Origin of the sequence: Giesbergeria sp. (genome assembly GCF_028686475.1) — a bacterium.
Lineage (GTDB): Bacteria > Pseudomonadota > Gammaproteobacteria > Burkholderiales > Burkholderiaceae_C > Simplicispira.
In genome coordinates, this window is record NZ_JAQUCA010000005.1 from 203,481 (window position 1) to 224,563 (window position 21,083).

General features: G+C 58.3%; 22 protein-coding genes. 8 read left to right on the top strand and 14 right to left on the bottom strand.

Going from position 1 to position 21,083, the window contains the following annotated elements:
* Nucleotides 1–4: 4 nt before the first annotated feature.
* From PHX60_RS05460 to PHX60_RS05470, 3 genes are read right to left on the bottom strand one after another with little or no spacing between them, the layout of a single operon-like run.
* The gene (locus PHX60_RS05460; protein ID WP_300075604.1) at nt 5–643 is read right to left on the bottom strand and encodes a trimeric intracellular cation channel family protein; all 639 of its coding nucleotides are present in this window, start codon (nt 641–643) and stop codon (nt 5–7) included.
* Complete coding sequence (trmL, locus tag PHX60_RS05465; protein WP_300075605.1) at nt 640–1,125, bottom strand: tRNA (uridine(34)/cytosine(34)/5-carboxymethylaminomethyluridine(34)-2'-O)-methyltransferase TrmL; 486 nt, start codon at nt 1,123–1,125, stop codon at nt 640–642. The genes PHX60_RS05460 and trmL overlap by 4 nt, the downstream gene beginning before the upstream one ends.
* A gap of 45 nt (nt 1,126–1,170) precedes the next feature.
* Nucleotides 1,171–1,887 (bottom strand): ComF family protein, encoded by a 717-nt coding sequence (locus PHX60_RS05470; RefSeq protein WP_300075606.1) that lies wholly within the window; start codon nt 1,885–1,887, stop codon nt 1,171–1,173.
* 43 nt (nt 1,888–1,930) lie between these two features.
* Here PHX60_RS05470 and PHX60_RS05475 point away from each other — a divergent pair, with 43 nt between their 5' ends.
* The 3 genes from PHX60_RS05475 to PHX60_RS05485 all read left to right on the top strand — a co-directional run bounded on the left by PHX60_RS05475 (nt 1,931) and on the right by PHX60_RS05485 (nt 5,546).
* Nucleotides 1,931–2,866: a biotin synthase gene (locus PHX60_RS05475; protein WP_300075608.1), complete on the top strand. Its 936-nt coding sequence runs from the start codon at nt 1,931–1,933 to the stop codon at nt 2,864–2,866.
* Between the two features lie 13 nt (nt 2,867–2,879).
* Nucleotides 2,880–3,503: an SCO family protein gene (locus PHX60_RS05480; RefSeq protein ID WP_300075610.1), complete on the top strand. Its 624-nt coding sequence runs from the start codon at nt 2,880–2,882 to the stop codon at nt 3,501–3,503.
* Nucleotides 3,504–3,713: 210 nt separating this feature from the next.
* Complete coding sequence (locus tag PHX60_RS05485; RefSeq protein WP_300075612.1) at nt 3,714–5,546, top strand: EAL domain-containing protein; 1,833 nt, start codon at nt 3,714–3,716, stop codon at nt 5,544–5,546.
* Nucleotides 5,547–5,597: 51 nt separating this feature from the next.
* Here the strand turns inward: PHX60_RS05485 and rpoH are convergent, their stop codons facing one another.
* The 4 genes from rpoH to PHX60_RS05505 form a co-directional block, all read right to left on the bottom strand.
* On the bottom strand, nt 5,598–6,527 hold the full coding sequence (gene rpoH, locus PHX60_RS05490; protein WP_300075614.1) for an RNA polymerase sigma factor RpoH: 930 nt from the start codon (nt 6,525–6,527) through the stop codon (nt 5,598–5,600).
* Between the two features lie 87 nt (nt 6,528–6,614).
* The gene (gene ftsY / locus PHX60_RS05495; RefSeq protein WP_300075616.1) at nt 6,615–7,757 is read right to left on the bottom strand and encodes a signal recognition particle-docking protein FtsY; all 1,143 of its coding nucleotides are present in this window, start codon (nt 7,755–7,757) and stop codon (nt 6,615–6,617) included.
* A 102-nt stretch (nt 7,758–7,859) separates the two neighbouring features.
* On the bottom strand, nt 7,860–8,372 hold the full coding sequence (locus tag PHX60_RS05500; RefSeq protein WP_300075618.1) for a GNAT family N-acetyltransferase: 513 nt from the start codon (nt 8,370–8,372) through the stop codon (nt 7,860–7,862).
* Nucleotides 8,369–8,650, bottom strand: a complete 282-nt coding sequence (locus PHX60_RS05505; protein WP_300075620.1) for a DUF1778 domain-containing protein — start codon at nt 8,648–8,650, stop codon at nt 8,369–8,371. The genes PHX60_RS05500 and PHX60_RS05505 overlap by 4 nt, the downstream gene beginning before the upstream one ends.
* A gap of 100 nt (nt 8,651–8,750) precedes the next feature.
* Between PHX60_RS05505 and PHX60_RS05510 the strand changes: the two genes are divergently transcribed.
* The 3 genes from PHX60_RS05510 (at nt 8,751) to PHX60_RS05520 (ending at nt 12,788) form a co-directional block, all read left to right on the top strand.
* On the top strand, nt 8,751–10,202 hold the full coding sequence (locus PHX60_RS05510) for a pitrilysin family protein (protein WP_300075622.1): 1,452 nt from the start codon (nt 8,751–8,753) through the stop codon (nt 10,200–10,202).
* Nucleotides 10,203–10,227: 25 nt separating this feature from the next.
* The gene (locus PHX60_RS05515) at nt 10,228–11,571 is read left to right on the top strand and encodes a pitrilysin family protein (protein WP_300075624.1); all 1,344 of its coding nucleotides are present in this window, start codon (nt 10,228–10,230) and stop codon (nt 11,569–11,571) included.
* Between the two features lie 176 nt (nt 11,572–11,747).
* A complete protein-coding gene (locus PHX60_RS05520) occupies nt 11,748–12,788 on the top strand; it encodes a DctP family TRAP transporter solute-binding subunit (RefSeq protein WP_300075626.1) in 1,041 nt (346 codons plus the stop codon).
* A gap of 19 nt (nt 12,789–12,807) precedes the next feature.
* Here the strand turns inward: PHX60_RS05520 and PHX60_RS05525 are convergent, their stop codons facing one another.
* Both PHX60_RS05525 and PHX60_RS05530 read right to left on the bottom strand, forming a co-directional pair.
* On the bottom strand, nt 12,808–13,503 hold the full coding sequence (locus tag PHX60_RS05525) for a DUF3334 family protein (RefSeq protein WP_300075628.1): 696 nt from the start codon (nt 13,501–13,503) through the stop codon (nt 12,808–12,810).
* Nucleotides 13,504–13,564: 61 nt separating this feature from the next.
* Nucleotides 13,565–15,388, bottom strand: coding sequence for an ABC transporter ATP-binding protein/permease (locus PHX60_RS05530; protein ID WP_300075652.1), 1,824 nt, complete (start codon nt 15,386–15,388; stop codon nt 13,565–13,567).
* A 44-nt stretch (nt 15,389–15,432) separates the two neighbouring features.
* Between PHX60_RS05530 and PHX60_RS05535 the strand changes: the two genes are divergently transcribed.
* On the top strand, nt 15,433–15,867 hold the full coding sequence (locus tag PHX60_RS05535) for an acyl-CoA thioesterase (protein WP_300075630.1): 435 nt from the start codon (nt 15,433–15,435) through the stop codon (nt 15,865–15,867).
* A 28-nt stretch (nt 15,868–15,895) separates the two neighbouring features.
* Here the strand turns inward: PHX60_RS05535 and PHX60_RS05540 are convergent, their stop codons facing one another.
* The 3 genes from PHX60_RS05540 to glmU are packed head-to-tail and all read right to left on the bottom strand — an operon-like array spanning nt 15,896 to nt 18,601.
* On the bottom strand, nt 15,896–16,378 hold the full coding sequence (locus tag PHX60_RS05540; protein ID WP_300075632.1) for a thioesterase family protein: 483 nt from the start codon (nt 16,376–16,378) through the stop codon (nt 15,896–15,898).
* Between the two features lie 15 nt (nt 16,379–16,393).
* Entirely contained in the window at nt 16,394–17,155 is a 762-nt protein-coding gene (locus PHX60_RS05545; RefSeq protein ID WP_300075634.1) for an ATP-binding protein, read from the bottom strand.
* Nucleotides 17,156–18,601: a bifunctional UDP-N-acetylglucosamine diphosphorylase/glucosamine-1-phosphate N-acetyltransferase GlmU gene (gene glmU, locus PHX60_RS05550; RefSeq protein WP_300075636.1), complete on the bottom strand. Its 1,446-nt coding sequence runs from the start codon at nt 18,599–18,601 to the stop codon at nt 17,156–17,158.
* Nucleotides 18,602–18,845: 244 nt separating this feature from the next.
* Between glmU and PHX60_RS05555 the strand changes: the two genes are divergently transcribed.
* Entirely contained in the window at nt 18,846–19,259 is a 414-nt protein-coding gene (locus PHX60_RS05555) for a bacteriohemerythrin (RefSeq protein ID WP_300075638.1), read from the top strand.
* Between the two features lie 9 nt (nt 19,260–19,268).
* Here the strand turns inward: PHX60_RS05555 and tyrS are convergent, their stop codons facing one another.
* Both tyrS and PHX60_RS05565 read right to left on the bottom strand, forming a co-directional pair.
* Nucleotides 19,269–20,492 carry a tyrosine--tRNA ligase gene (tyrS, locus tag PHX60_RS05560; RefSeq protein ID WP_300075640.1) on the bottom strand — a complete coding sequence of 408 codons (1,224 nt, stop codon included), beginning with the start codon at nt 20,490–20,492 and terminating at the stop codon, nt 19,269–19,271.
* Nucleotides 20,493–20,522: 30 nt separating this feature from the next.
* Nucleotides 20,523–20,957, bottom strand: a complete 435-nt coding sequence (locus PHX60_RS05565) for a VWA domain-containing protein (RefSeq protein WP_300075642.1) — start codon at nt 20,955–20,957, stop codon at nt 20,523–20,525.
* Between the last annotated feature and the right edge of the window lie 126 nt (nt 20,958–21,083).

The window sequence follows — 21,083 nt, forward strand, 5'->3', positions numbered from 1 at the left end:
GCCCTCACACGCGCCAGATGGGCAACTGCCAATTGCGCCACAGCGCCAGCCCGCGCAGCCCAGCGGTAACCACGACACAGGCCACCACCGTCAGCCACGCTGGGCTATCCAATTGACGCAGGCCAATATCGGCCCACCCCCCCACAAAGGCACACAGGGCATAGGGACGATGGTCTTGAAAGGCTTGCGGGATTTCATTGCACAGCACATCGCGCAGCACACCGCCAAACACGCCGGTAATCACCCCCATCATCACCGCCACCAAGGCGGGCAATTGCGCGGCAGTGGCCATATCGACACCCACCGCAGCAAATAAGCCCAAACCGATGGCATCGGGCAAGAGCATGGCGCGCTCGGTCGGTTGAAAATGGCGCTGGCGCATAAACAGCATGGCCGTTACCGAGAGCGCCAGAATGCCCCAAATAAAATTAACGTTCCGCACCCAAAAAAAGGGCCGTTGGTCGAGCAGTAAATCGCGCAGCGTGCCGCCACCAAAGGCAGCTACAAAAGCCACCACGCACACGCCGACAATATCCAGCCGCTTGCGCGCCGCCATGATGACACCGGACAAGGCAAAGGCAATCGTGGCCGCCACCTCAATCAGGTAGAGCAGCGCTTCAAAGGGGGTAGCAAACCAGTTCATGGGGTATTTTCGGGAGGGGAATAGGCAAAATTATGCTGTCGCCACGCCTCAAACACCGTCACTGCCACGGCATTGGATAAATTCAGGCTACGCTGGCCGGGCACCATCGGCAGGCGCAAGCGTTGCGCTGGGGCAAAGGTCTCGCGCAACTCGGGGGCCAAGCCCCGGGTTTCCGAGCCAAACACCAGCCAATCGCCCGCTGCAAAGCTCACCTCATGCACCTGCCGCGTGCCCCGCGTGGTCAGGGCAAACATGCGGCGGGTATCGGGTTGGGTTTGCTGTAAAAAAGCGGCCCAGTTGGCATAGCGCAACACTTGGGCATATTCGTGGTAATCCAGCCCGGCGCGGCGCATCAGGCGGTCTTCCATCGAAAAGCCCAGCGGCTCGACCAAATGCAGCGTGCAGCCGGTATTGGCCGCCAAGCGGATGATATTGCCCGTGTTGGGCGGGATTTCGGGTTCAACCAAAACAATATGAAACATGGCGCGTATTGTCCGCCAGTGTGGCCCTCAGATTGGCGGGTGGGGCTATGGCGTGCGCGCAACCACCAGCGCGGTGATATGGGCTGCTCCCGCTTGGCGCAACACCTGTGCAGCAGTGTGCAAGGTGGTGCCGGTGGTCATGACATCGTCCAACAACACGATGCGCTGGCCTTGCACCTCGGGCAGGCGTTGTGGGACGATGGCAAAAGCGCCTTGCAAATTCTCTAACCGTTGGGCGCGGTTGAGGCTGCTTTGCGCCGGGGTATCGCGCACGCGCAGCAGCACATGGGCATCTGCTTTATCGGGGGCCAAAGCACGCGCCAGCAATAACGTTTGGTGAAAACCACGCTGGCGCAGCCGTTGCGGCGATAAAGGCAAGGGCAAGACCGCATCAGCAGCGTCCAAGGCCGGTTCAGCCCACGGAGTACTGCGTAACAACAACGCCAGCGTGCGCGCCCAACCGGGGTCCCCGTGGAATTTATAGGCACTGAGGATGCGTTCCCACGGAAAACCATAATCCACGGCGGCCACACAGGCATCCAACGGCGGCGGTTGGCGCACACACTGTTGGCAGTGGGATACGCCCAGCGGCACCGGTAACGCACAGCTGCGACAGCGCAAACGCGGTTGGGCAAAGCGGGCCACGCAGTCTTCACACAGGCGCTGTGCTGGCCAAGCGTGGCAAACTTCACACTGGCTAGGCAGGCGCGCCAGCCAACGTTGCCACAGCGGAGAAACCTTAGCTAAGAAAGGATGGGGCATGATGGTGTCCAATATACGCGCTGCCGCTTCCTTGCTGTGACCCATGCCATCGTCTGCTACTTCTACTGCCCAACAAACACCCCCCACCATCGACCCGGTGGCCGCGCACCGCTGGCACCACGCCGCCAACCCGCCCGCCACAGCGCTGGCATCACCTTGGCTGCATGAGGAAGTGGCCCGGCGCATGGAAGACCGCCTTAGCTGGATACGCCAAGCCCCGGCCAGTTGGTGCCATTGGGACCCCGTGCGCGGCGGCCTGCAAGCCCATGCCTTGCTACGCCAACGCTATCCGCAAGCCCAGTGCTACATCACCGAGACTGCCCCCCAGCGCCAAGCCACGGCCCCACAAGCCCTAACCCCCCCTTGGTGGAGCGCTGCCCGCTGGACGGGGGCCGCACAGCAGTTTGGCCCGCCTGCCGATGGGGCGGTGCAAATGCTCTGGGCCAATATGGCACTGCACATGCACCCACAGCCGCAAGCGTTACTCGCCCAATGGCAGCGCGCCTTGGCGGTCAATGGCTACTTAATGTTCTCTTGCCTTGGGCCAGACACCCTGCGCGAACTGCGCCCCCTGTACGCTGCCTTGGGCTGGCCACCCCTGAGCCACGATTACACCGACATGCACGACTGGGGCGATATGCTGGTGCATACTGGCTTTGCCGAGCCAGTGATGGACATGGAACGCATCACCCTGACCTTTGCCAGCCCAGAGCGCCTGCTGCAAGAATTGCGCGAACTCGGGCGCAACCTGCACCCACAGCGTTTTGCGGGTTTGCGTGGCCGCCGCTGGCACAGCCAACTGTTGGCCCAACTGCAAACGCTGGCCCAGCCCGCAGACAATGGGGCCTTAGCACTCACCTTTGAAATCATCTACGGCCACGCCTTCAAGCCTGCGCCGCGCCTGCGCGTGGCTGCCGAAAGCGCGGTCTCTTTGCAAGACATGCGCGCCATGCTGCGCGGTGGCCCTCCAGCACGATAAGCAGAGAAGTACCATGCAAAAAAGATTTTTTTTACAACTGTTCGGCACCAGCGCTATTGCTTTGGCCAGTGGGGGCCTGCTTGGGGGCTGCTCCCAAGATGCCCCCCAGTTTCGGGGCGTGAATATCACTGGGGCCGATTACGCGCGCGACTTTGCCCTGACCGACCACCACGGCCAGCCGCGCCGCTTGCAAGACTTTCGCGGCAAAGTGGTGATTGTGTTTTTTGGCTACACCCAATGCCCCGATGTCTGCCCCACCTCCTTGCAAGAACTGGCCCAAGCCAAAGAGCTGCTTGGCCCCGAGGGCGACAAGCTGCAAGGTATTTTTATCAGCGTGGACCCCGAGCGCGACCAGCCCGAGATGCTCAAAGCCTACATGGCCAATTTTGACCCCAGCTTTATCGCCCTGCGCCCCACGCCCGAACAACTGCCAGCCCTGACCAAAGACTTCAAAATCTATTACAAAAAGGTAGATGGCCCCACGCCCACCAGCTACACCCTAGACCACTCCGCTGGCAGCTACCTGTACGACCCCGCCGGTCAACTGCGCGTCTATGCCCGTTACGGCAGCGGTGCCCAAGCGCTGGCTGATGATGTACGGATACTGTTGCAACAAAAGGTATCTTCTAAGCCTTAAATAGACCCCGCACGGCAGAGAAAATCATCAACTACACCACATTTACCTGCGCTTGTGGGCCAAAAAGTGGCCGAGCTACGGGATTTCCCTATAGTTTAGGCGCGCAACTTGCTTAGAGTGGGAAGAGTCTTTCCACCCCCCCGCCCGGCCAGTGGGCTGATGGCAACCGTGCTGCATGAGCGCGGTTGTGGCAGAACAGGAGCCGTACCGATGCACATTTTTGACCTTCCAACGCTGCGCGACAGCAGCAGCCAAACCACGGCCTCGCCTCGGCGTTGCCCTTTTCACCATACGGGCGCACAGCCGGTTTATGCAGAAAACCTGCGCGAAGTCCCCGGTGGCTGGCTAGAACAAGTCGCCATGCAAGCGGCTCCCGATGGCATTTTGTTGGTTGACCGCGAAGGCACCATCATCATGGCCAATCCGGCCATGCAAATTATTTCTGGCTACTCTGCCGAGGAGTTGATTGGGCAATCGGTCAGTATGCTGCTGGCACCCCATTTAGGCCCCAAGCATGGCCAACAAATGCGGAGCTACTTCCAAAATCCCAATCGCCGCCCGATGGGAATGGGCCACGATTTATGGCTGCACCGCAAAGACAGCAACCTCATTCCGGTCGATGTGGCTTTGGGGCACTCCGATGCCTATGGTGGCGCTGCTGTGGCTTTTGTACGCGACATCTCCGAAGTCAAGCGCCTGCAAGCGCAAACCTCGTACCAAGCCGCCCACGACAACCTGACCGGGCTGGTCAACCGCTGGCAGTTTAGCCAGCGGCTAGAGCAAGCCATTCAGCGCGGCGACAACGAAGGCCAAGCTTTTGCCCTGTTGCTGTTAGATTTAGACGACTTCAAAGCCATCAACGATGGCTACGGCCACGCGGCAGGCGATCAGGTGTTGGTAGAAGTGGCGCGTCGGCTCAAAAGCGTGCTACGCGCTGGCGATGTGGTAGGCCGCTTAGGCGGTGATGAATTTACCGTGCTGCTGCCAGTGCTGAGCCACGCACAAGAAGCGCAAAGCATTGCCGCCCAACTGTTGCAGCTGCTGCAACAGCCTTATCGGGTGCAGGGCTTTGAGCTGCAATGCGGTGCCAGCGCAGGGGTTGCCATGTTTCCGCACGATGCCCGCGATGCCGAAACCTTGCTGCGTTACGCCGACATGGCCATGTACCATTCTAAGGACAGGGGCCGGGGCCACTATGCGCTGTATGCACCACCAATGGGCGAAAAAATGGCCGAAAAGGTGCTGCTGCACGACCGGCTCAAGCTGGCGCTGGCCTATGGTGGCTTGTCTTTGCATTACCAGCCGCAGGTGGATGTGTTCAGTGGTGAAGTGATTGGGGCCGAAGCCCTGTTGCGCTGGACAGACCCCAACTTGGGCGAAGTGCCGCCGTCGCGCTTTATTCCGGTGGCCGAGGCGACTGGACTCATTTTGCCGCTGGGCCAATGGGTGTTAAACGCCGTATGCCGCCAAATTTTGGCTTGGCAACAAGCTGGTACGCCACTGCGTGTGGCAGTGAATGTATCGGTACAACAATTGCAACAGGCCGACTGGCCCGAACAACTGCAAGAAACGCTGCAACGCCACGGCGTACCGGCTGATTTGTTAGAGCTGGAGCTGACCGAATCCGAAGCCATGTCCGACCCGGTGCTGGCGCGCCAATCGCTGGCACGCATCCAAGCACTGGGCATTAGCGTCACGTTAGATGATTTTGGCACTGGGCATTCTTCACTGGCCTATGTGCAACAGCTGCCTATTTCGCGCATCAAAATTGCGCGCGACTTTATCGAACCGATGCTGCAAGGCGAAAGCCAAGCCGCCTTGGTGCGCGCTGTGATTGACCTCTCGCACACCTTGGGCCTGACCGTGGTGGCCGAGGGGGTAGAGTCCACCGAGCAATTGCGCCGCCTGCACCGCTATGGCTGCGACATTGTGCAAGGCTGGTTGTATGCCAAAGCCGTACCCGCACAAGAAATGCAGCGCTGGATGGGCCGCCCGATTTCGTTTGCAGCCTTGTGCGCTGCCGCCAGCTGCCCCACGCCCTAATAACGAACCACGCAGCGCGGCTCAAGAAGCGGCGTAAAGGCGGCTTAGGGCTTAGGCGTAAGCGCTGAGGGCCTTACGCATTTTTTTCATGGCAGCGGCTTCAATTTGGCGGATGCGCTCGGCACTGACCCCATACACCGCTGCCAACTCGTGCAGCGTCATGCCACCCGAGCCATCATCATTGACCTTGAGCCAGCGCTCTTCTACGATGCGACGACCCCGCTCGTCCAACGAAGCCAAGGCAGCCGCGATGCCATCGCTGGCCAATAAATCGCGCTGGTGCGACTCGAGCAGGGCGGTAGGCTCGTGGGTGGCATCGGCCAGGTAGGTGAGGGGGCCAAAGGCTTGTTCGCCATCATGGGATGGGGCCGGGTCTAGCAGCACATCGCCGCCGGACATGCGCGTTTCCATCTCAATCACTTCTTCGCGCTTGACGCGCAACTGACTGGCGACGTGGTCAATCTCTTGGTCGGACAGGCTGTTGCGGTGCGTGTCTTGGGCATCGGTTTTGAAACCTTGCTTCATGGAGCGCAGATTGAAAAACAATTTGCGCTGTGCTTTGGTGGTCGCCACCTTGACCATGCGCCAGTTTTTCAAAATATATTCGTGGATTTCGGCCTTAATCCAGTGCATGGCATAGCTGACCAAGCGCACGCCTTGCTCCGGGTCAAAGCGCTTGACGGCTTTCATCAGGCCGATGTTGCCTTCTTGGATTAAATCGCCATGCGGCAGGCCATAACCCAAGTATTGGCGCGAAATAGAAATCACCAACCGCAGATGCGACATCACCAAGCGCCCCGCTGCCTCGACATCGTTATCCTCACGCAGGCGGCGCGCATAGCTTTGCTCTTCTTCGGGCGTGAGCATGGGCAGGCGGTTGGCCGCCGAGATGTAGGCATCCAGATTGCCCAGCGATGGCACCACGGCCCAAGGATTGGCAGATGCCAAAGCCGCCGATGCAGATCCAGAGGTAAATGTCATGGTGCAAAAATCCTTCTTCCAAGTCTTGATATTAGCACTCTGTTGGAGAGAGTGCCAAACTTGAAAGTTCCTGCCCCTACAAGAAAATTAGGATAGCAAGGCTTGGGCAAATTCGCGCGCGTTGAAGGTTTGCAGGTCTTCGAGTTTTTCACCGACACCAATGAAATACACCGGCACCGGGCGCTCTTGGGCGATGGCCGCCAGCACGCCGCCTTTGGCCGTGCCGTCCAACTTGGTAACGACAAGGCCGGTCAATTGCAAGGCATCGTCAAAGGAACGCACTTGGGCCAAAGCGTTTTGGCCGGTGTTGCCATCAATCACCAGCAGCACCTCGTGCGGGGCGCTGCCGTCGGCTTTGGTGACCACGCGCTTGATTTTTTTCAGCTCTTCCATCAGGTGCAATTGTGTGGGCAGGCGGCCTGCGGTGTCCACCAAGACCACGTCTTTGCCGCGCGCTTTGCCTGCCGTCACCGCATCGAAACTAACGGCTGCCGGGTCGCCGCCTTCTTGGCTGACAATTTCTACCACATTGCGGTCGGCCCAGACCCCCAATTGCTCACGCGCGGCGGCGCGGAAGGTGTCGGCCGCTGCCAGCAGCACCGAGGCACCTTCTAGGGCCAAATGCTTGGTCAATTTGCCGATAGAGGTGGTTTTGCCCGCGCCATTCACACCCGCCACCATGATGACGGTGGGCGTATGCTCGCCAATCACCAGCGGTTTTTCTAGCGGCGTAAGCAAGTCGGTCAGGGCATCGGCCAACAAGGCTTTCACGGCCGCCGGGTCAGTGGTTTTGGTTTCTTTGACGCGGCGCTTGAGGTCGTCTAACAGCCATTGGGTGGCTTTGACACCGGTGTCGGCCAGCAGCAAGGCTTCTTCTAATTCTTCATACAGGGCATCGTCGATTTTGGTGCCGGTAAACACGGTGGCAATGCTGCTGCCGGTTTTACGCAAGCCCGCCTTGAGCTTGTCCATCCAGCCTTGGCGCTCGGGCTTGGCACTGGGTTCGGGGGCAGATGTGGCGGCGGCCACTGGCACTGCGCTGGCCTCTGGGTTGGGCGCAATGGCTAGGGCAGCGCTGGCTTTGTTGGCAAACGGGTTACGCAACCAACTGCGTTTGGCTTCTGTGGCCTCGGCAGCAGGGGCAGTTGGGGCAGCGGTAGGCGCGGCAGCGGCCTCAGAGGGGGGCACTACAACGGGTGCTGGGGGCTTTTTTTTGAAAAAACTGAACATGCTTGATGGTGAGGGCCTATGTGGTCAGGGCGATGATGCCACCGATTAGTTCGCTGGCGCTGACGGAAAGAAGGGCAGCAGCGGGCACAGTGGTGGGCAGGCTTATTTTGGAAAAGACGAGAGGGCTTGCACAGTGGCCAAGGGCAAAAACAGGGTCAGATTCGCATGGGGTAATCGAATAAACCCGTGGTGCTGGTAAAAATGGGCTGCGGTCGTATCTTTGGCATCCACCAGCAAGGCGTAAGAGGCAATTTCTGCACGCGCGGCCCGCTCTAAGGCATCGGCCAGCAGCGCACTGCCCAAACCTTGGCCCTCAAAAGCGCAGTCAATCGCCAAACGCCCCATTCGTACCGCAGGTACCGTGGGATAGCGGGGCAACTTTTTGCCCATAGCAGGGGGCAAATCCGACAGCAACACGCTGGCAGCAGCCAAAGTGTAATAACCTGCAATGCACTGCTCTTGCGACAAAGCCACAAAACAAGCGGCAACCCGGCGGCGTATGTCTTGGCTCACTTGCTCGCGCAAATAACGGTTCAAAGGCTCAGAACGGCTGTGGAATGATGTGCGATCATGTGCCGCCTGCAGTGCCAACAATTGAAATGGGGCAACGCTCATGGCGTGCCCAAAAGTTTTTTCCGCCGAACAAAAGCCCGCTGCAGCGCAGGCGTCGGCTCAGGAGGGGACAACAGCGCCTGTGCAAAGCACTCTTGGTCTTCCAAAGAAAACCGCATCACTTCGGCTTGCTCAATAGCACGCTGGGCGGCTTCTTGCACGGCACTGATGACAAAATCGGTCATGGTACGGCCCTGCAATTCTGATGCCCGTTTGAGCATGGTGTGTAGCTGGGTGCTGATTCTGGCTTCAAGACGGGCAGTTGCTGCGGTAGCGGGCATGGTACTTTCTCCTTACTCATTGCCAATAATACGGCAATTTGCCGTATTTACACATCAGCAGCATTGAACGTTCGGTGTTTTTTAGAATCCCATGTTTATCATGAAACACGCTATACCCCTTTTGGGCCTTTTGGCCTGTTTTGCTGCCGGGGCGCAAACTCCGGCCCCCAGCTTGCCCAGTGCTGCCAGCGTTGCTATGGCAGCGGCCTTGCCTGCCAACGGCACAGCCCACACAGCCCAGCAATTCACCCTGCGTAACGGCATGACGCTGATTGTGCAAACCGACCGCCGCGCGCCCACCGCCTTGCACATGGTGTGGTTGCGTGCTGGGGCAATGGATGAAGTCGATGGCCTCTCGGGCGTGGCCCATGTGCTGGAACACATGATGTTTAAGGGCAGTGCCAAGTTGCCGCCGGGCGAGTTCTCGCGTCGCGTGGCGGCCTTGGGGGGGCAAGAAAACGCCTTCACCAGCCGCGATTACACCGGCTACTACCAGCAAATTCCATCCGACAAACTGGCCGCCGTGATGCAATTAGAGGCCGAGCGCTTTGCCCACAACCAATGGCCGGATGCAGAATTTGCCAAAGAAGTCGAAGTGGTGAAAGAAGAGCGCCGCCTACGCACCGAAGACAAGCCGCGCGCCCTGCTGATGGAGCAACTCTATGCCAGCGCCTTTAACGCCTCGCCCTACCGGCGGCCGATTATTGGTTGGATGGGCGATTTAGAGTCCCTCACCGCCAACGATGTGCGCCAATTTCATCGCCAATGGTATGTACCAGCCAATGCCGCCGTGGTGGTGGTGGGCGATGTCGATGTGCAACAGGTGCGCCAACTGGCCGAAAAAACCTATGGTCGCATCCCAACCCGTGCCGTACCCACGCGCAAACCGCGCCCCGAGCCGCTGCAACAAGGCTTGCGCCGGGTAGAAATCAAAGCACCGGCAGAACAAGCCTATGTGGCGCTGGCCTTCAAAGCGCCCGCGTTGCGCCAACTAGAAAATCTCCAAGACAGTGACCGCGACGCTTTGGCGCTCATCGTGCTGTCGGCGCTGCTCAGTGGCTACGACGGTGCGCGGCTAGAGCGCGCCCTGACCCAAGGCCCCCAACGTGTGGCCGATGCCACTTACAGCGGCGTGGACAACTTGGGGCGCGGCCCCGGTTTGTTTATCCTGTTGGGCATTCCGGTGCAAGGTAAAACCGCCACCGAGGTGGAAACCGCCTTACGGGCCGAAATCAACCGCGTGGCCCAAGAAGGGGTCAACCGCGCCGAGTTAGAGCGCGTCAAAACCCAATGGATGGCCAGCACGATTTACGAACGCGACTCGCTGCACAGCCGGGCGCAAGATTTGGGTAGCTCGTGGGTGCAGGGCCTGCCGCTGGATGCCGAAGACCGGCTGCTGGCGCTGCTGCGTACCGTCACGCCGGAGCAAGTGCAAGCCGTGGCGCAACGCTACTTTGGCAATGAGCAACTCACCGTCGCCACGCTGATTCCACAGCCACTGGACCCGCAGCGCAAACGCAGCCCCAGCCCCGCCTTGGGTTCCCGCCACTAACACCGCAGCCAAAAAAGCAGCCTCTATGTTGATTGTTAAAAAAATAATCGCCCGCACCTGTGTGCTGGGCGCTGGTTTACTCTTGTCGGTGCAGTCTGCTTGGGCCTTGATTCCCATACAACACTGGACTGAGACCAACGGTGCCCAAGTCTGGTTGGTTGAAAGCCCGGCCATTCCGATGGTGGATGTGCAAATTCGCTTTGATGCCGGTAGCCGCCGTGACCCAGCAGAACAAGCCGGATTGGCCCAAGCCGTGGCGAACATGGCCAGCAAAGGCGTGCGTGCCGTAGGCGATGCCCCCGCCTTAGACGAAAACACCTTGGGCGAAGCCTGGGCCGATTTGGGGGCCAGCCTCAGCATCGGTGCCAGCGAAGATGCCTTCGATGTGGCCTTGCGCTCGCTCACCAACGCCGACTTGCTAGACCAAGCCGCCCAACTGGCCGCGCGCCAACTGGCCGAACCCGCGTGGCCGCAAGACATCTGGCAGCGCGAACGCCAACGCTGGAGTGCCGCCCTGCGCGAAGCGCGCACCCGCCCAGCCACCATCGCCCAAGAGGCGTTTGAACAAGCCGTCTATGGCAGCCACCCTTACGGTTACCGCGTCACGGATGAAACGTTAGCACGCATCCAAGTGGCCGATATGGCGCGGTTCCACGCCCACTACCTGCAAACCTGCCGCGCGCGGGTGCATATTGTGGGCGCTGTCAACAAAGCGCAGGCGCAAACCTTGGTCAACACCTTGTTGGCGCGCCTACCTGCCAACCAAGATTGCGCCCCCTTGCCCGCTGTGCCCGAAGTGGCCGCTTTGACGCAAGCACAAGAGCAAAAAATTGCTTTGGCTTCGGCGCAAACCCATATCTTGCTCGGTCAACCCAGTATGCCGCGCAGCGACCCCGACTTTTTACCGCTGCTGGTAGGCAACCATATTTTGGGCGGCGGGGGATTTGTCTCGCGCCTGATGCAAGAAGTGCGCGAAAAGCGCGGCCTCAGTTACAGCGTGTATAGCAGTTTTGCCCCCGGCCTGCACGCGGGTGCTTTTGTGGTGGGTTTGCAAACCCGCCCCGACCAAGCCGAGCAAGCGCTGCAAGTAGCGCGCGAGGTCGTGGCCCGTTTTGTGGCCGAAGGCCCAACCGAAGCCGAACTGCGCGCTGCCAAAGACAACCTGATTGGCGGCTTTGCCCTGCGAATTGATAGCAACCAAAAACTGCTGGGCAATGTGGTCAATATCGCCAGCCACGGCCTGCCGCTGGATTATTTAGAACATTGGCGCAGCAAGGTGCAAGCCATCAGCCGCGCCGACATCAAAGCTGCCATGCAGCGCAAATTGCAACCGACACGCATGGCGACCACCATTGTGGGGGGGCAATAACCACCAGGTTCAGCCCCTCCACTTTCATGAAGACAAGCCGCGTGCTGTGCAACACTATGCAGTGTTATCAACCGGTGGCAAAAATGGACGTGACAGGTACGCCACCACGGCAAGAAGCACGGTGCGCTTCTTGCTGACCTGCCCGGCTAGATAGCTGCGGTTTCACGCGCAACCTGATGAAACTACGTACCTTTTTGCTCAGCACTGTGGCCGCTGCCGCCACTTTGGCTTTTACCGCCCCAGCAGCGCTGGCCCAGCAGGCCGCTTACAAGAGCGAATACCGCCTGTCGCTGGTGTTGAGTACCGCGTTTCCGTGGGGCAAGGGTGGCGAGTTGTGGGCCAACAAGGTGCGCGAGCGCACCCAAGGCCGTATCAATATCAAACTCTACCCTGGTGTCTCGTTGATTCAGGGTGACCAAACGCGCGAATTTTCTGCCCTGCGCCAAGGCGTGATTGACATGGCGATTGGTTCTACCATCAACTGGTCGCCCCAAGTCAAGCAGCTCAATTTGTTCTCGTTGCCCTTCTTGATGCCCGACTACGCTGCCACCGATGCCCTGACCCAAGGCGCGGTCGGTAAGAGCCTGTTCCAAACCCTGGAAAAGGCCGGCGTGGTGCCCTTGGCTTGGGGCGAGAACGGTTACCGCGAAATCACCAACTCCAAAAAGCCCATCAAGTCGCCAGCAGACCTCAAGGGCATGAAAATCCGCGTGGTCGGTTCGCCGCTGTTCTTGGACACTTTTACCGCTTTGGGTGCCAACCCCACGCAAATGAGCTGGGCCGATGCCCAACCCGCGATGGCCAGCGGTGCCGTGGATGGGCAAGAGAACCCGTTGTCGGTGTACCAAGCGGCCAAGTTGCACACCGTGGCGCAAAAATACATCACCTTATGGGGCTACATGAATGACCCGCTGGTGTTTGTGGTGAACAAAGACGTCTGGAACACTTGGACTCCAGCGGATCGCGAAATTGTCAAACAAGCGGCCATTGATGCAGGTAAAGAGCAAATTGCCATTGCCCGTAAAGGCTTGGTCGAGGCCGATAAGCCTTTGGTCAAGCAGCTGACCGCCAATGGCGTTACGGTGACGGAACTGAGCGCGGCCGAGCGCGATGCCTTTGTCCAAGCCACACGCCCAGTGGTAGAAAAATGGAAGGGCCAGATTGGGGCCGATTTGGTGGCCCAGGCCGAAAAAGACATCGCGGCGCGCAAAAAATAAACCGCCCCTGCCCAGTGCCTTACATCCCCAGCGACTTGAGCAGCTCGTCGGTTTCGCTCAAGGTTGCTGGTGCAATGGGCGCGCTGGCAGCGGTTTGGCTGGCCTCGCGCGTCTGGGCCATCAAGGCATCGGGGTCGGGCGCGGCTTGGGGTTCAAAATCGTAGAGTTTGATGAACTCGGTGCGGTCAATCGCCATCTCTAGGTAAAAAATGTTGTTCGATGCGGTGTAAAAAGTGACGCGCCGCGCTTCGGGCTGGTCTAAGTTGGCATCGACGTTTAACACCACTTCTTTGTTCAGCACCAACATTTTGGGCTGGTTTTGGGTGATATGCGTTTGCAACTCGCGCCGCACCTTGCCGGTAAAGTCGCCCACCACTTGGTTCATCAGCTCGCCCATGACGTTGCTGACTTCATCCGAGGTAAAGGAATTGGCCAGCTCTTTTTTCGACATGCCCATGCTCAGCATGTAGCTTTCGTAAATTTCCATCGCCGCCGCGCCCGAGAAATTGATAATCACCAGCCCCGAAAAGCCGCCGTCAAACAACACAAAGCAGCCAATATCGGGCTTGAGGCAGGTTTTGCTGATGCGTTGCACCATGCCTGAGTAGCTGATTTGCGTTTGCGTGGCCACGTTCAGCACGCGCGTGACGGAGTTGCACAGACTGACCAGCACGTCTTCAGTGCCATAAATCACGGTATCTTTGAGGGCGCTCATGGTTTTTCTTTACAAAATTAGACGGGGAAATGCGGTGGTATAGCACAGGCGTGGCAAGGTTTTAGGCAGCCTCGCCGCTTTGTTGCAAGGCCCACATGGTGGCATAACGGCCATTGGCGGCCAGCAGTTGGGCATGGGTGCCGCGCTCGATGATTTGGCCAGCTTCCATCACCAAAATTTCGTGGGCATCGACCACCGTGGACAGGCGGTGCGCTATCACCAGTGCGGTCTTGTTTTGCGCTACGCTGCTCAATTCGGCTTGAATAGCGCGCTCGTTGGCCGAGTCCAGTGCGCTGGTGGCTTCGTCAAAAATCAAAATCGGCGGATTTTTCAGCAAAGTGCGGGCAATGGCCACGCGCTGCTTTTCGCCGCCCGAGAGCTTGAGGCCGCGCTCGCCCACCATCGTGGCATAGCCCTTGGGCGTACCAGCGATAAAGTCGTGGATACGCGCCGCGCGTGCGGCTTCTTCGACCTCGGTATGGCTGGCTCCGGGGCGGCCATAGGCGATGTTGTATTCCACCGTGTCGTTAAACAGTACGGTATCTTGCGGCACGATGCCGATGGCTTGGCGCACGCTGGCTTGGGTGATGTGGCGCAACTCTTGCCCGGCAATGCAAATGCTGCCTTGTTGGATGTCGTAAAAGCGGAACAACAAGCGGGCCAAGGTCGATTTGCCCGAGCCAGACGGCCCCACCACGGCCACGGTTTTACCGGCGGGCACCTCAAAGCTGATGCCCTTGAGGATAGGGCGGGCCGAGTCATAGGCAAAGTGGACGTTGTCAAAGCGCACGGCGGCCCCTGCGGGCGGCACCATCAAGGCTTGTGCGCTGGGGGCATCGGCCACTTCGCGCTCGCGGTCCATCAGGGTGAACATTTTGTCCAAGTCGGTCAGGCTTTGTTTGATTTCGCGGTACATCACGCCCAAAAAGTTGAGCGGAATGTAGAGCTGAATCATGAAGGCATTCACCATCACCAAGTCGCCCAGTGTCATACGGCCAGCGGCCACGCCCTCGGTAGCGCGCCAGAGCATGGCGACCAAGCCCACAGCAATGATGATTTGTTGCCCGGCATTGAGCATCGACAGCGTGGTTTGCGCCTTCAGGCGCGCTTCGCGCAGGCGTTGCAGGCTTTCGTCGTAGCGTTGGGCTTCAAAACCTTCGTTGTTGAAGTATTTCACGGTTTCATAGTTCAGCAGCGAATCAATCGCTTTGCTGTGTGCGGCAGAATCAAACTCGTTGGCTTGGCGGCGAAACTGGGTGCGCCACTCGGTCACCCACACCGTAAAAGCGATATAGCACACCAGCGCGGCCAAGGTAATGCCCGCAAACCACAGGTCAAACTTCACCCCCAACACCGACAACACCAGCAGCACTTCAATCAGGGTTGCGCCAATGTTGAACAACGAGAACGACACCAGAGACTCGATGCCGCGCACGCCGCGCTCGATGTCGCGCGTCATGCCGCCGGTTTGGCGCTCTAAATGAAAGCGCAAGCTCAAGGCGTGCAGATGCTCAAAGGTTTGCAGTGCAATCGCGCGTGCGGCACCTTGGGTGGCTTTAGAAAATACCAGTTCGCGCAGTTCGGTAAAAAACGAAGTGGACAAGCGCAAGCCCCCATAGGCCAGCAGCAAGCCCACCGGCACCACCAACAGGGCAGCAGGCTGGCCCGGCTGAATCGACATGGCATCGACCAAATTTTTCAGCAATAGCGGCACGCCGACATTGGCCAGCTTGGCCGCCAGCATAAACACAATCGCGGCCAACACGCGCCATTTGTATTGCCACAGATAGGGCAGCAGGCGCGCAAGCGTAGCCCAATCGGAGCGGGGTGGGGTGCCAGTGGTGTCGGGAGGCGCTGGAGGGGTGCTGTGGCCGTGGTGGCGCATAGTAGACAATGCTTTAAGTTATTTTGTTCATCGAGATTGTGCCTATGTCTTCTACCTGTACCGTCGCCCCCGCCCGTTTACCCAAGGTGCAACTGCCCACCGATATGGAATTGGTGCTGAAAGTCGTGCCCATGCCTGCCGATTGCAATGTCAATGGCGATATTTTTGGCGGTTGGGTGATGGCCCAAGTGGATGTGGCCGGTTCTATTTTGCCCAACCGTTATGCACGCGGGCGCATGGCCACGGTGGCGGTGAATGAGTTTATTTTCAAACAGCCGGTGCGCGTGGGCGATTTGTTGTCGTTTTACTCCAAAGTGGTGCGTATCGGTAAAACCTCCATCACGGTGCTGGTAGAGGTGTTTGCCGAGTGTTGCACCGACCAAGGCCGCTATGTGAAAGTGACCGAGGCCAAACTGACCTATGTGGCTATCGACCACGAAGGCCGCCCACGGCCCCTGCCCCAAGCGTTACCCGAGTAAGCACCTGCTGTCTGAGCGCCGTGGTGCTTTAAGAGACGATGTAAGCCGCCGCGCCAGCAGACATCAATTGGCCCTCTGGCCCAAAAAACTCCATGCGCGTACTGGCCACGCGCGAGCCTAAGCGCAACACTTGGGCGTGCAGCTCAAAATGCGTGCCGATGCCGGGGCGCAGGTAGTCCACGCGCAAGTCTATCGTGCCCAATTTATGAAAGCGCTCTAAGCGCCGCGCCGGAGGCTCGTCCAGGTGCTTGGCACCGATAGCGGCCATCACCGCCAGTGCGCCGGTGGCATCTAGCCCAGCACTAATCACGCCACCATGCACCCGGTTGTAGGCAAAGTGGCCGACCAAATCCGGCTTCATGGCGATACGGGCCACCACGCGCTCGGGCAGCAGGGTGACAATTTTTAAGCCCAGTATCTGGTTAAAGACGATGCGCTGCTCAAAAATCTCTTTCAAACCAGCGATAAATTCAGGCTCAAATTGGATAGGTGCGGGAGGATGTTTGCTCATGCTTGCCATTGTGCGTTAGCCCGGCCACATCACCGTGATGGTGCAACCTTGCCCCAATTGTGCGCTGGCTTGCACTTGGCCCCCGTGGCGCTGGGCAATGGCGCGCACAGCGGCCAAACCAGCGCCTACGCCGTCAAACTCGCCCTCGCGGTGCAGGCGTTGAAACAAGCCGAACAAGCCAGTAGCCCGCGACTGGTTAAAACCGACCCCGTTGTCTTGCACGCGCAGATGCACTTGCTTATCGACGCTTTGCCAACAGGCCACTGTAATCTCGGCTTGAGCGCAGGGCTGGGTAAATTTCAGGGCGTTGTCCAGTAACTGCCACAGCAATTGGCGCAGCAGAGCGGCATCGGCTTGCACCTGGGCAGGTTGCACTTGCAGTTGCCACACCACCACCCGTTGCCCTGCACGCCCGGCCAATTCGGCTTGCACTTGGGCCAGCAACTCGGCCAGCGGCACGGCTTGCAGGTGTAGCGGGGCGCGCACAATGCGCGACAGCGCCAGCAGGCCATCGAGCATTTTGCCCATGCGTTGCGCCGATTGCTGCATGGTGGCCAAAAACTCATTGGCTTCTGCTTGTGCCTGTCCTTGCAAACCCGCTTCTTGCAATACTTCCTGCAATAAGCTGCCATAGGAGGTGATATGGCGCAATGGGGCGCGCAAGTCGTGCGATATGGCGCGCAAAAAATCCTCGTAGGCTGGGGCCAACTCGGCCAGTTGGCGCTCGCGTTCAGCCAACTGGGCGCGCAGTTGTGCTACTTCGTCAAGGGGGAGCATTTAGCTTTTTTTGACTTGCTTGGCTGGGCGTTGCCATTTTGCAATGCTGATGGCCTTGCCACGCGCCACACTCAAGGCCCCGGGTGGGGCATCTTTGCTCAGGGTGCTGCCTGCGCCCACGGTGCCACCGGCACCAATGGTGATAGGGGCTACCAAAACGCAATTGCTGCCCACATGCACATCGGCCTCAATGATGGTGCGGTGTTTGTTGGCTCCGTCGTAATTGGCCGTGATGCTGCCTGCGCCGTAATTGACACGCTCGCCCACCGTGGCATCGCCCAAATAGGCCAAGTGGTTGGCTTTGGCACCAGCGGCCAGCGTGCTGTTTTTCACTTCGACAAAATTGCCAATATGCACTTCGCGCCCCAATTCAGCACCGGGGCGCAAACGGGCAAACGGGCCAATCAAAGCGCCCTCGCCCACACTGGCTCCGAGTTGCTCGCCATCTATATGCGTATAGGGGTGGATGACGGCCCCAGCGGCAATGCGCGCATTGGCAATGCAGCAATGCGCGCCAATTTGCACGCCTTCACCCAGTTCTACCCGTCCGGTAAAGATGCAGCCAACATCAATTTCTACATCTTGGCCGCATAGCAGCGCGGCTTTGGTGCCAGAACGCACATCGTCGCGCAGGTCAAAGCGTGCCGGGTCGGCCAAGCGCACGCCTTGCTCCATCAGGCTACGGGCTTGGCGTAATTGGTGGGCGCGTTCTAATTCAGCCAGTTGCAAGGGACTGTTGACCCCCGCCACCTGCAAAGCATCTGCAATGCAGTGGCCTACCACCGGCACGCCATCTTGCACTGCCATCGCCACAATATCGGTCAGGTAATACTCGCCTTGGGCGTTAGCGTTGGTAAGGCGTGCCAGCCACCCCGCCAACCGTTGGGCTGGCACAGCCATGATGCCACTGTAAATCTCGGTAATACTGCGTTGGGCAGTGCTGGCATCTTTGTGTTCCACAATGCCCTGCACCGTACCATCGGCGGCGCGCACGATGCGCCCATAGCCAGTGGGGTCGGGCAAGGTGACACTGAGCAACGCCAGCGCACCACCCGCTACGCTTTGTGCGGCGGCAATCAAGTCACGCAGGGTTTCAAATTGGGTCAGGGGCACATCACCCGATAGCACCAACACGGTGCCATCACCGGCCAGCAAGGGCACGGCTTGCTGCACCGCATGGCCGGTGCCCAATTGGGGCTCTTGGCGGGCAAACTTCAGGGCAAAGCTGGCATCAGCATGGTGCGCGCTGCTGATAGCTGCTTCTACCTGCTCGGCCTCGTGGCCGGTAATCACGATGGCGCTGCGCGGCCGCAAGGGGGCAGCGGTATCCAGCACATGCTGCAACAAAGCGCGCCCTGCCAGACGGTGCAACACTTTGGGGCGGCGGCTTTTCATGCGCGTCCCTTTACCTGCCGCCATGATGAGGATGTCCAGTGCTGTTGTCATAAGGTTGTCGTGGTTAGAACGATAGGATGAAAAAAACTTTGCGCGCCTGCTGGCTGTAGCGTATTTTTAACCACCTGAGCGGCCTACAGCCCCAAGATGGACGCTCTTGGGTATGCGTAAAAAATAGATTTTTTTGATGTAAATCAAACAAAAATCCAAAAGCCTTGAAACATCAGGGTTTTTACACCCACGCGGGCAAGGTTTTTGCTGAATGCTTTTGCCAAACACCTACAGGAGAACACCGATGAGCTTCATGCCGTGGACCCCCGAGCTGGAATTGGGTTTTGAAGAAATCGATGGCCAGCACCGTTGGCTGGTACACCTGACCAACCAGCTGCACAACGAGTTGTCTCAGCCGCAACCCCGGCGCGAAGCCGTGGGCGAGGTGCTAGAGGGACTGGTGGACTACACCCACAACCACTTTATTGTGGAAGAGGTGATGTTCCAGCACCATGCCTACCCCGAAACCCCGGCGCACAAGGCCGAACACGACGGCTTTACCGGCAAAGCCATGAACTTACTACTGCGCTTTGAAGACGGCGAAGAAGTCACTTTTGAGACTTTGGGCTTTCTCAAAGAGTGGCTTATTCACCATATCTGCAAGGTGGATCGCTCTTATTTGCCGTTTTTTCGCGCCCAGCAAAACTTGGCCGCCTAAGCCAACGCTTTAAGCCAGTGCCACGCGGGCAAACTTGCGCTTACCCACCTGCACTACATAGGTGCCAGCCGCTAACTTCAAACCTCGGTCACTGACCACGCTACCATCGACACGCACGCCACCGCCATCAATCAGGCGGTTGGCTTCGCTGGTGGAGGGGGCCAAGTTGGCCTGCTTGAGCAGCGCGCCAATACCCAAAGGTGCGCCAGTCAAGCTGACTTCTGGGATGTCCTCGGGCACGCCGCCCTTGCTACGGTTGATAAAGTCTTGTTCAGCCGCATCGGCAGCGGCCACGCTGTGAAAACGGGCGGTGATTTCTTTGGCCAGCAGCACCTTGGCTTCTTTGGGGTTGCGCCCAGCGGCCACTTCGGTCTTGAGCGCGGCAATTTCGGCCAAGCTCTTGAACGACAACAGGGTGTACCAATCCCACATCAGCGTGTCCGAGATGGACAGCACCTTGGCAAACATGCTATTGGCCTCTTCGGTAATGCCGATGTAGTTGTTTTTGGACTTGGACATTTTGTCCACACCATCCAAGCCCACCAGCAGCGGCATGGTGAGTACGCATTGTGGTTCTTGGCCGTATTCTTCCTGCAAGTGGCGGCCCATTAGCAGGTTAAATTTTTGGTCCGTGCCGCCCAATTCCAAGTCTGACTTGAGCGCTACCGAGTCGTAGCCCTGCATCAGTGGGTACAAAAACTCATGCACACTGATGGATTGGCCGCTGTGGAAGCGTTTGTGAAAATCATCACGCTCCATCATGCGCGCCACGGTGTATTTGGCCGCCAACTGAATCATGCCACTGGCCCCGAGTGGCTCGCACCATTCGCTGTTGTAGCGGATTTCGGTGCGCGCAGGGTCTAGCACCAAGCTGGCTTGTTGGTAGTAGGTTTCGGCATTGGCCTTGATTTGCTCCGGCGTGAGTGGGGGCCGGGTGCTGTTGCGCCCAGAAGGGTCGCCAATCAAACTGGTGAAATCCCCAATCAAAAAGATGACTTGGTGGCCCAAATCCTGCAATTGACGTAGCTTGTTCAGCACCACGGTATGGCCGATGTGGATGTCGGGGGCGGTGGGGTCTAGGCCCAATTTGATACGCAGGGGCTGGCCGCTGGCCTCGGAGCGCTGCAATTTCTTCAGCCATTCTTCTTGCGGCAATAGCTCTTGCGCGCCGCGCAGAGAAATTTCCAGAGCTTGGCTTACTTGGTCTGATACAAGAGTTGAGATTGTTTTCATATATTATAAAGTTTATGTTAATGGTAAAAATTATAGCACTACCACTTCATCGCTAAAGCTGTCTGTTATCCGATGGCCCGCACACAACACTGAATAAATAGAAGCATCAAGCTGCTGCTTTTTTAGCTTCAGTTCTGCGTTAAACTGTGCTGAAAGCTGGCAATCGCCATCTGAAATCATTAGCACATCGGCTTTGTGGTAGTTTGGCTGTTGCTGAATTATATTGAGCGCGTGGCGCAGTGGAGTTTCAAAATCAGTGCCACCACCAAAACCTTGTTGCAAAAATTTTAATAAACCCACGGCATTATTTTGCTTATCCATCGTAAACTCACAGAGTTGGCCACTGGAGCCAAACAGCAGCACCTGCAAAGAGCGGTTTTCTTGTTTTAAGATATTAGAAATGGCCAGCAGCAGGGCCTTGGCTTTGAGCAAAGGGGCACCTTGCATACTACCCGAAGTATCCAAATGAACGTAGCCGTGCTAAACCAATCATAATCCACAGCATGGATTGCACCAAAACCCTGCGCCTACGCATCAAAGACAAGCACGCCAAAGTGCTGCGTCAGATGGCGCGCGAGGTCAATCAGGTTT

Coding starts and splice junctions, on each gene's coding strand:
- PHX60_RS05535 (WP_300075630.1), top strand. CDS start 15,433: ATGTCTTCTACCTGTACCGTCGCCCCCGCCCGTTTACCCAAGGTGCAA.
- PHX60_RS05500 (WP_300075618.1), bottom strand. CDS start 8,372: ATGAGCGTTGCCCCATTTCAATTGTTGGCACTGCAGGCGGCACATGAT.
- PHX60_RS05520 (WP_300075626.1), top strand. CDS start 11,748: ATGAAACTACGTACCTTTTTGCTCAGCACTGTGGCCGCTGCCGCCACT.
- PHX60_RS05505 (WP_300075620.1), bottom strand. CDS start 8,650: ATGCCCGCTACCGCAGCAACTGCCCGTCTTGAAGCCAGAATCAGCACC.
- PHX60_RS05525 (WP_300075628.1), bottom strand. CDS start 13,503: ATGAGCGCCCTCAAAGATACCGTGATTTATGGCACTGAAGACGTGCTG.
- PHX60_RS05540 (WP_300075632.1), bottom strand. CDS start 16,378: ATGAGCAAACATCCTCCCGCACCTATCCAATTTGAGCCTGAATTTATC.
- PHX60_RS05515 (WP_300075624.1), top strand. CDS start 10,228: ATGTTGATTGTTAAAAAAATAATCGCCCGCACCTGTGTGCTGGGCGCT.
- glmU (WP_300075636.1), bottom strand. CDS start 18,601: ATGACAACAGCACTGGACATCCTCATCATGGCGGCAGGTAAAGGGACG.
- ftsY (WP_300075616.1), bottom strand. CDS start 7,757: ATGTTCAGTTTTTTCAAAAAAAAGCCCCCAGCACCCGTTGTAGTGCCC.
- rpoH (WP_300075614.1), bottom strand. CDS start 6,527: ATGACATTTACCTCTGGATCTGCATCGGCGGCTTTGGCATCTGCCAAT.
- trmL (WP_300075605.1), bottom strand. CDS start 1,125: ATGTTTCATATTGTTTTGGTTGAACCCGAAATCCCGCCCAACACGGGC.
- PHX60_RS05460 (WP_300075604.1), bottom strand. CDS start 643: ATGAACTGGTTTGCTACCCCCTTTGAAGCGCTGCTCTACCTGATTGAG.
- PHX60_RS05480 (WP_300075610.1), top strand. CDS start 2,880: ATGCAAAAAAGATTTTTTTTACAACTGTTCGGCACCAGCGCTATTGCT.
- tyrS (WP_300075640.1), bottom strand. CDS start 20,492: ATGAAAACAATCTCAACTCTTGTATCAGACCAAGTAAGCCAAGCTCTG.
- PHX60_RS05510 (WP_300075622.1), top strand. CDS start 8,751: ATGAAACACGCTATACCCCTTTTGGGCCTTTTGGCCTGTTTTGCTGCC.
- PHX60_RS05555 (WP_300075638.1), top strand. CDS start 18,846: ATGAGCTTCATGCCGTGGACCCCCGAGCTGGAATTGGGTTTTGAAGAA.
- PHX60_RS05475 (WP_300075608.1), top strand. CDS start 1,931: ATGCCATCGTCTGCTACTTCTACTGCCCAACAAACACCCCCCACCATC.
- PHX60_RS05545 (WP_300075634.1), bottom strand. CDS start 17,155: ATGCTCCCCCTTGACGAAGTAGCACAACTGCGCGCCCAGTTGGCTGAA.
- PHX60_RS05470 (WP_300075606.1), bottom strand. CDS start 1,887: ATGCCCCATCCTTTCTTAGCTAAGGTTTCTCCGCTGTGGCAACGTTGG.
- PHX60_RS05530 (WP_300075652.1), bottom strand. CDS start 15,388: ATGCGCCACCACGGCCACAGCACCCCTCCAGCGCCTCCCGACACCACT.
- PHX60_RS05485 (WP_300075612.1), top strand. CDS start 3,714: ATGCACATTTTTGACCTTCCAACGCTGCGCGACAGCAGCAGCCAAACC.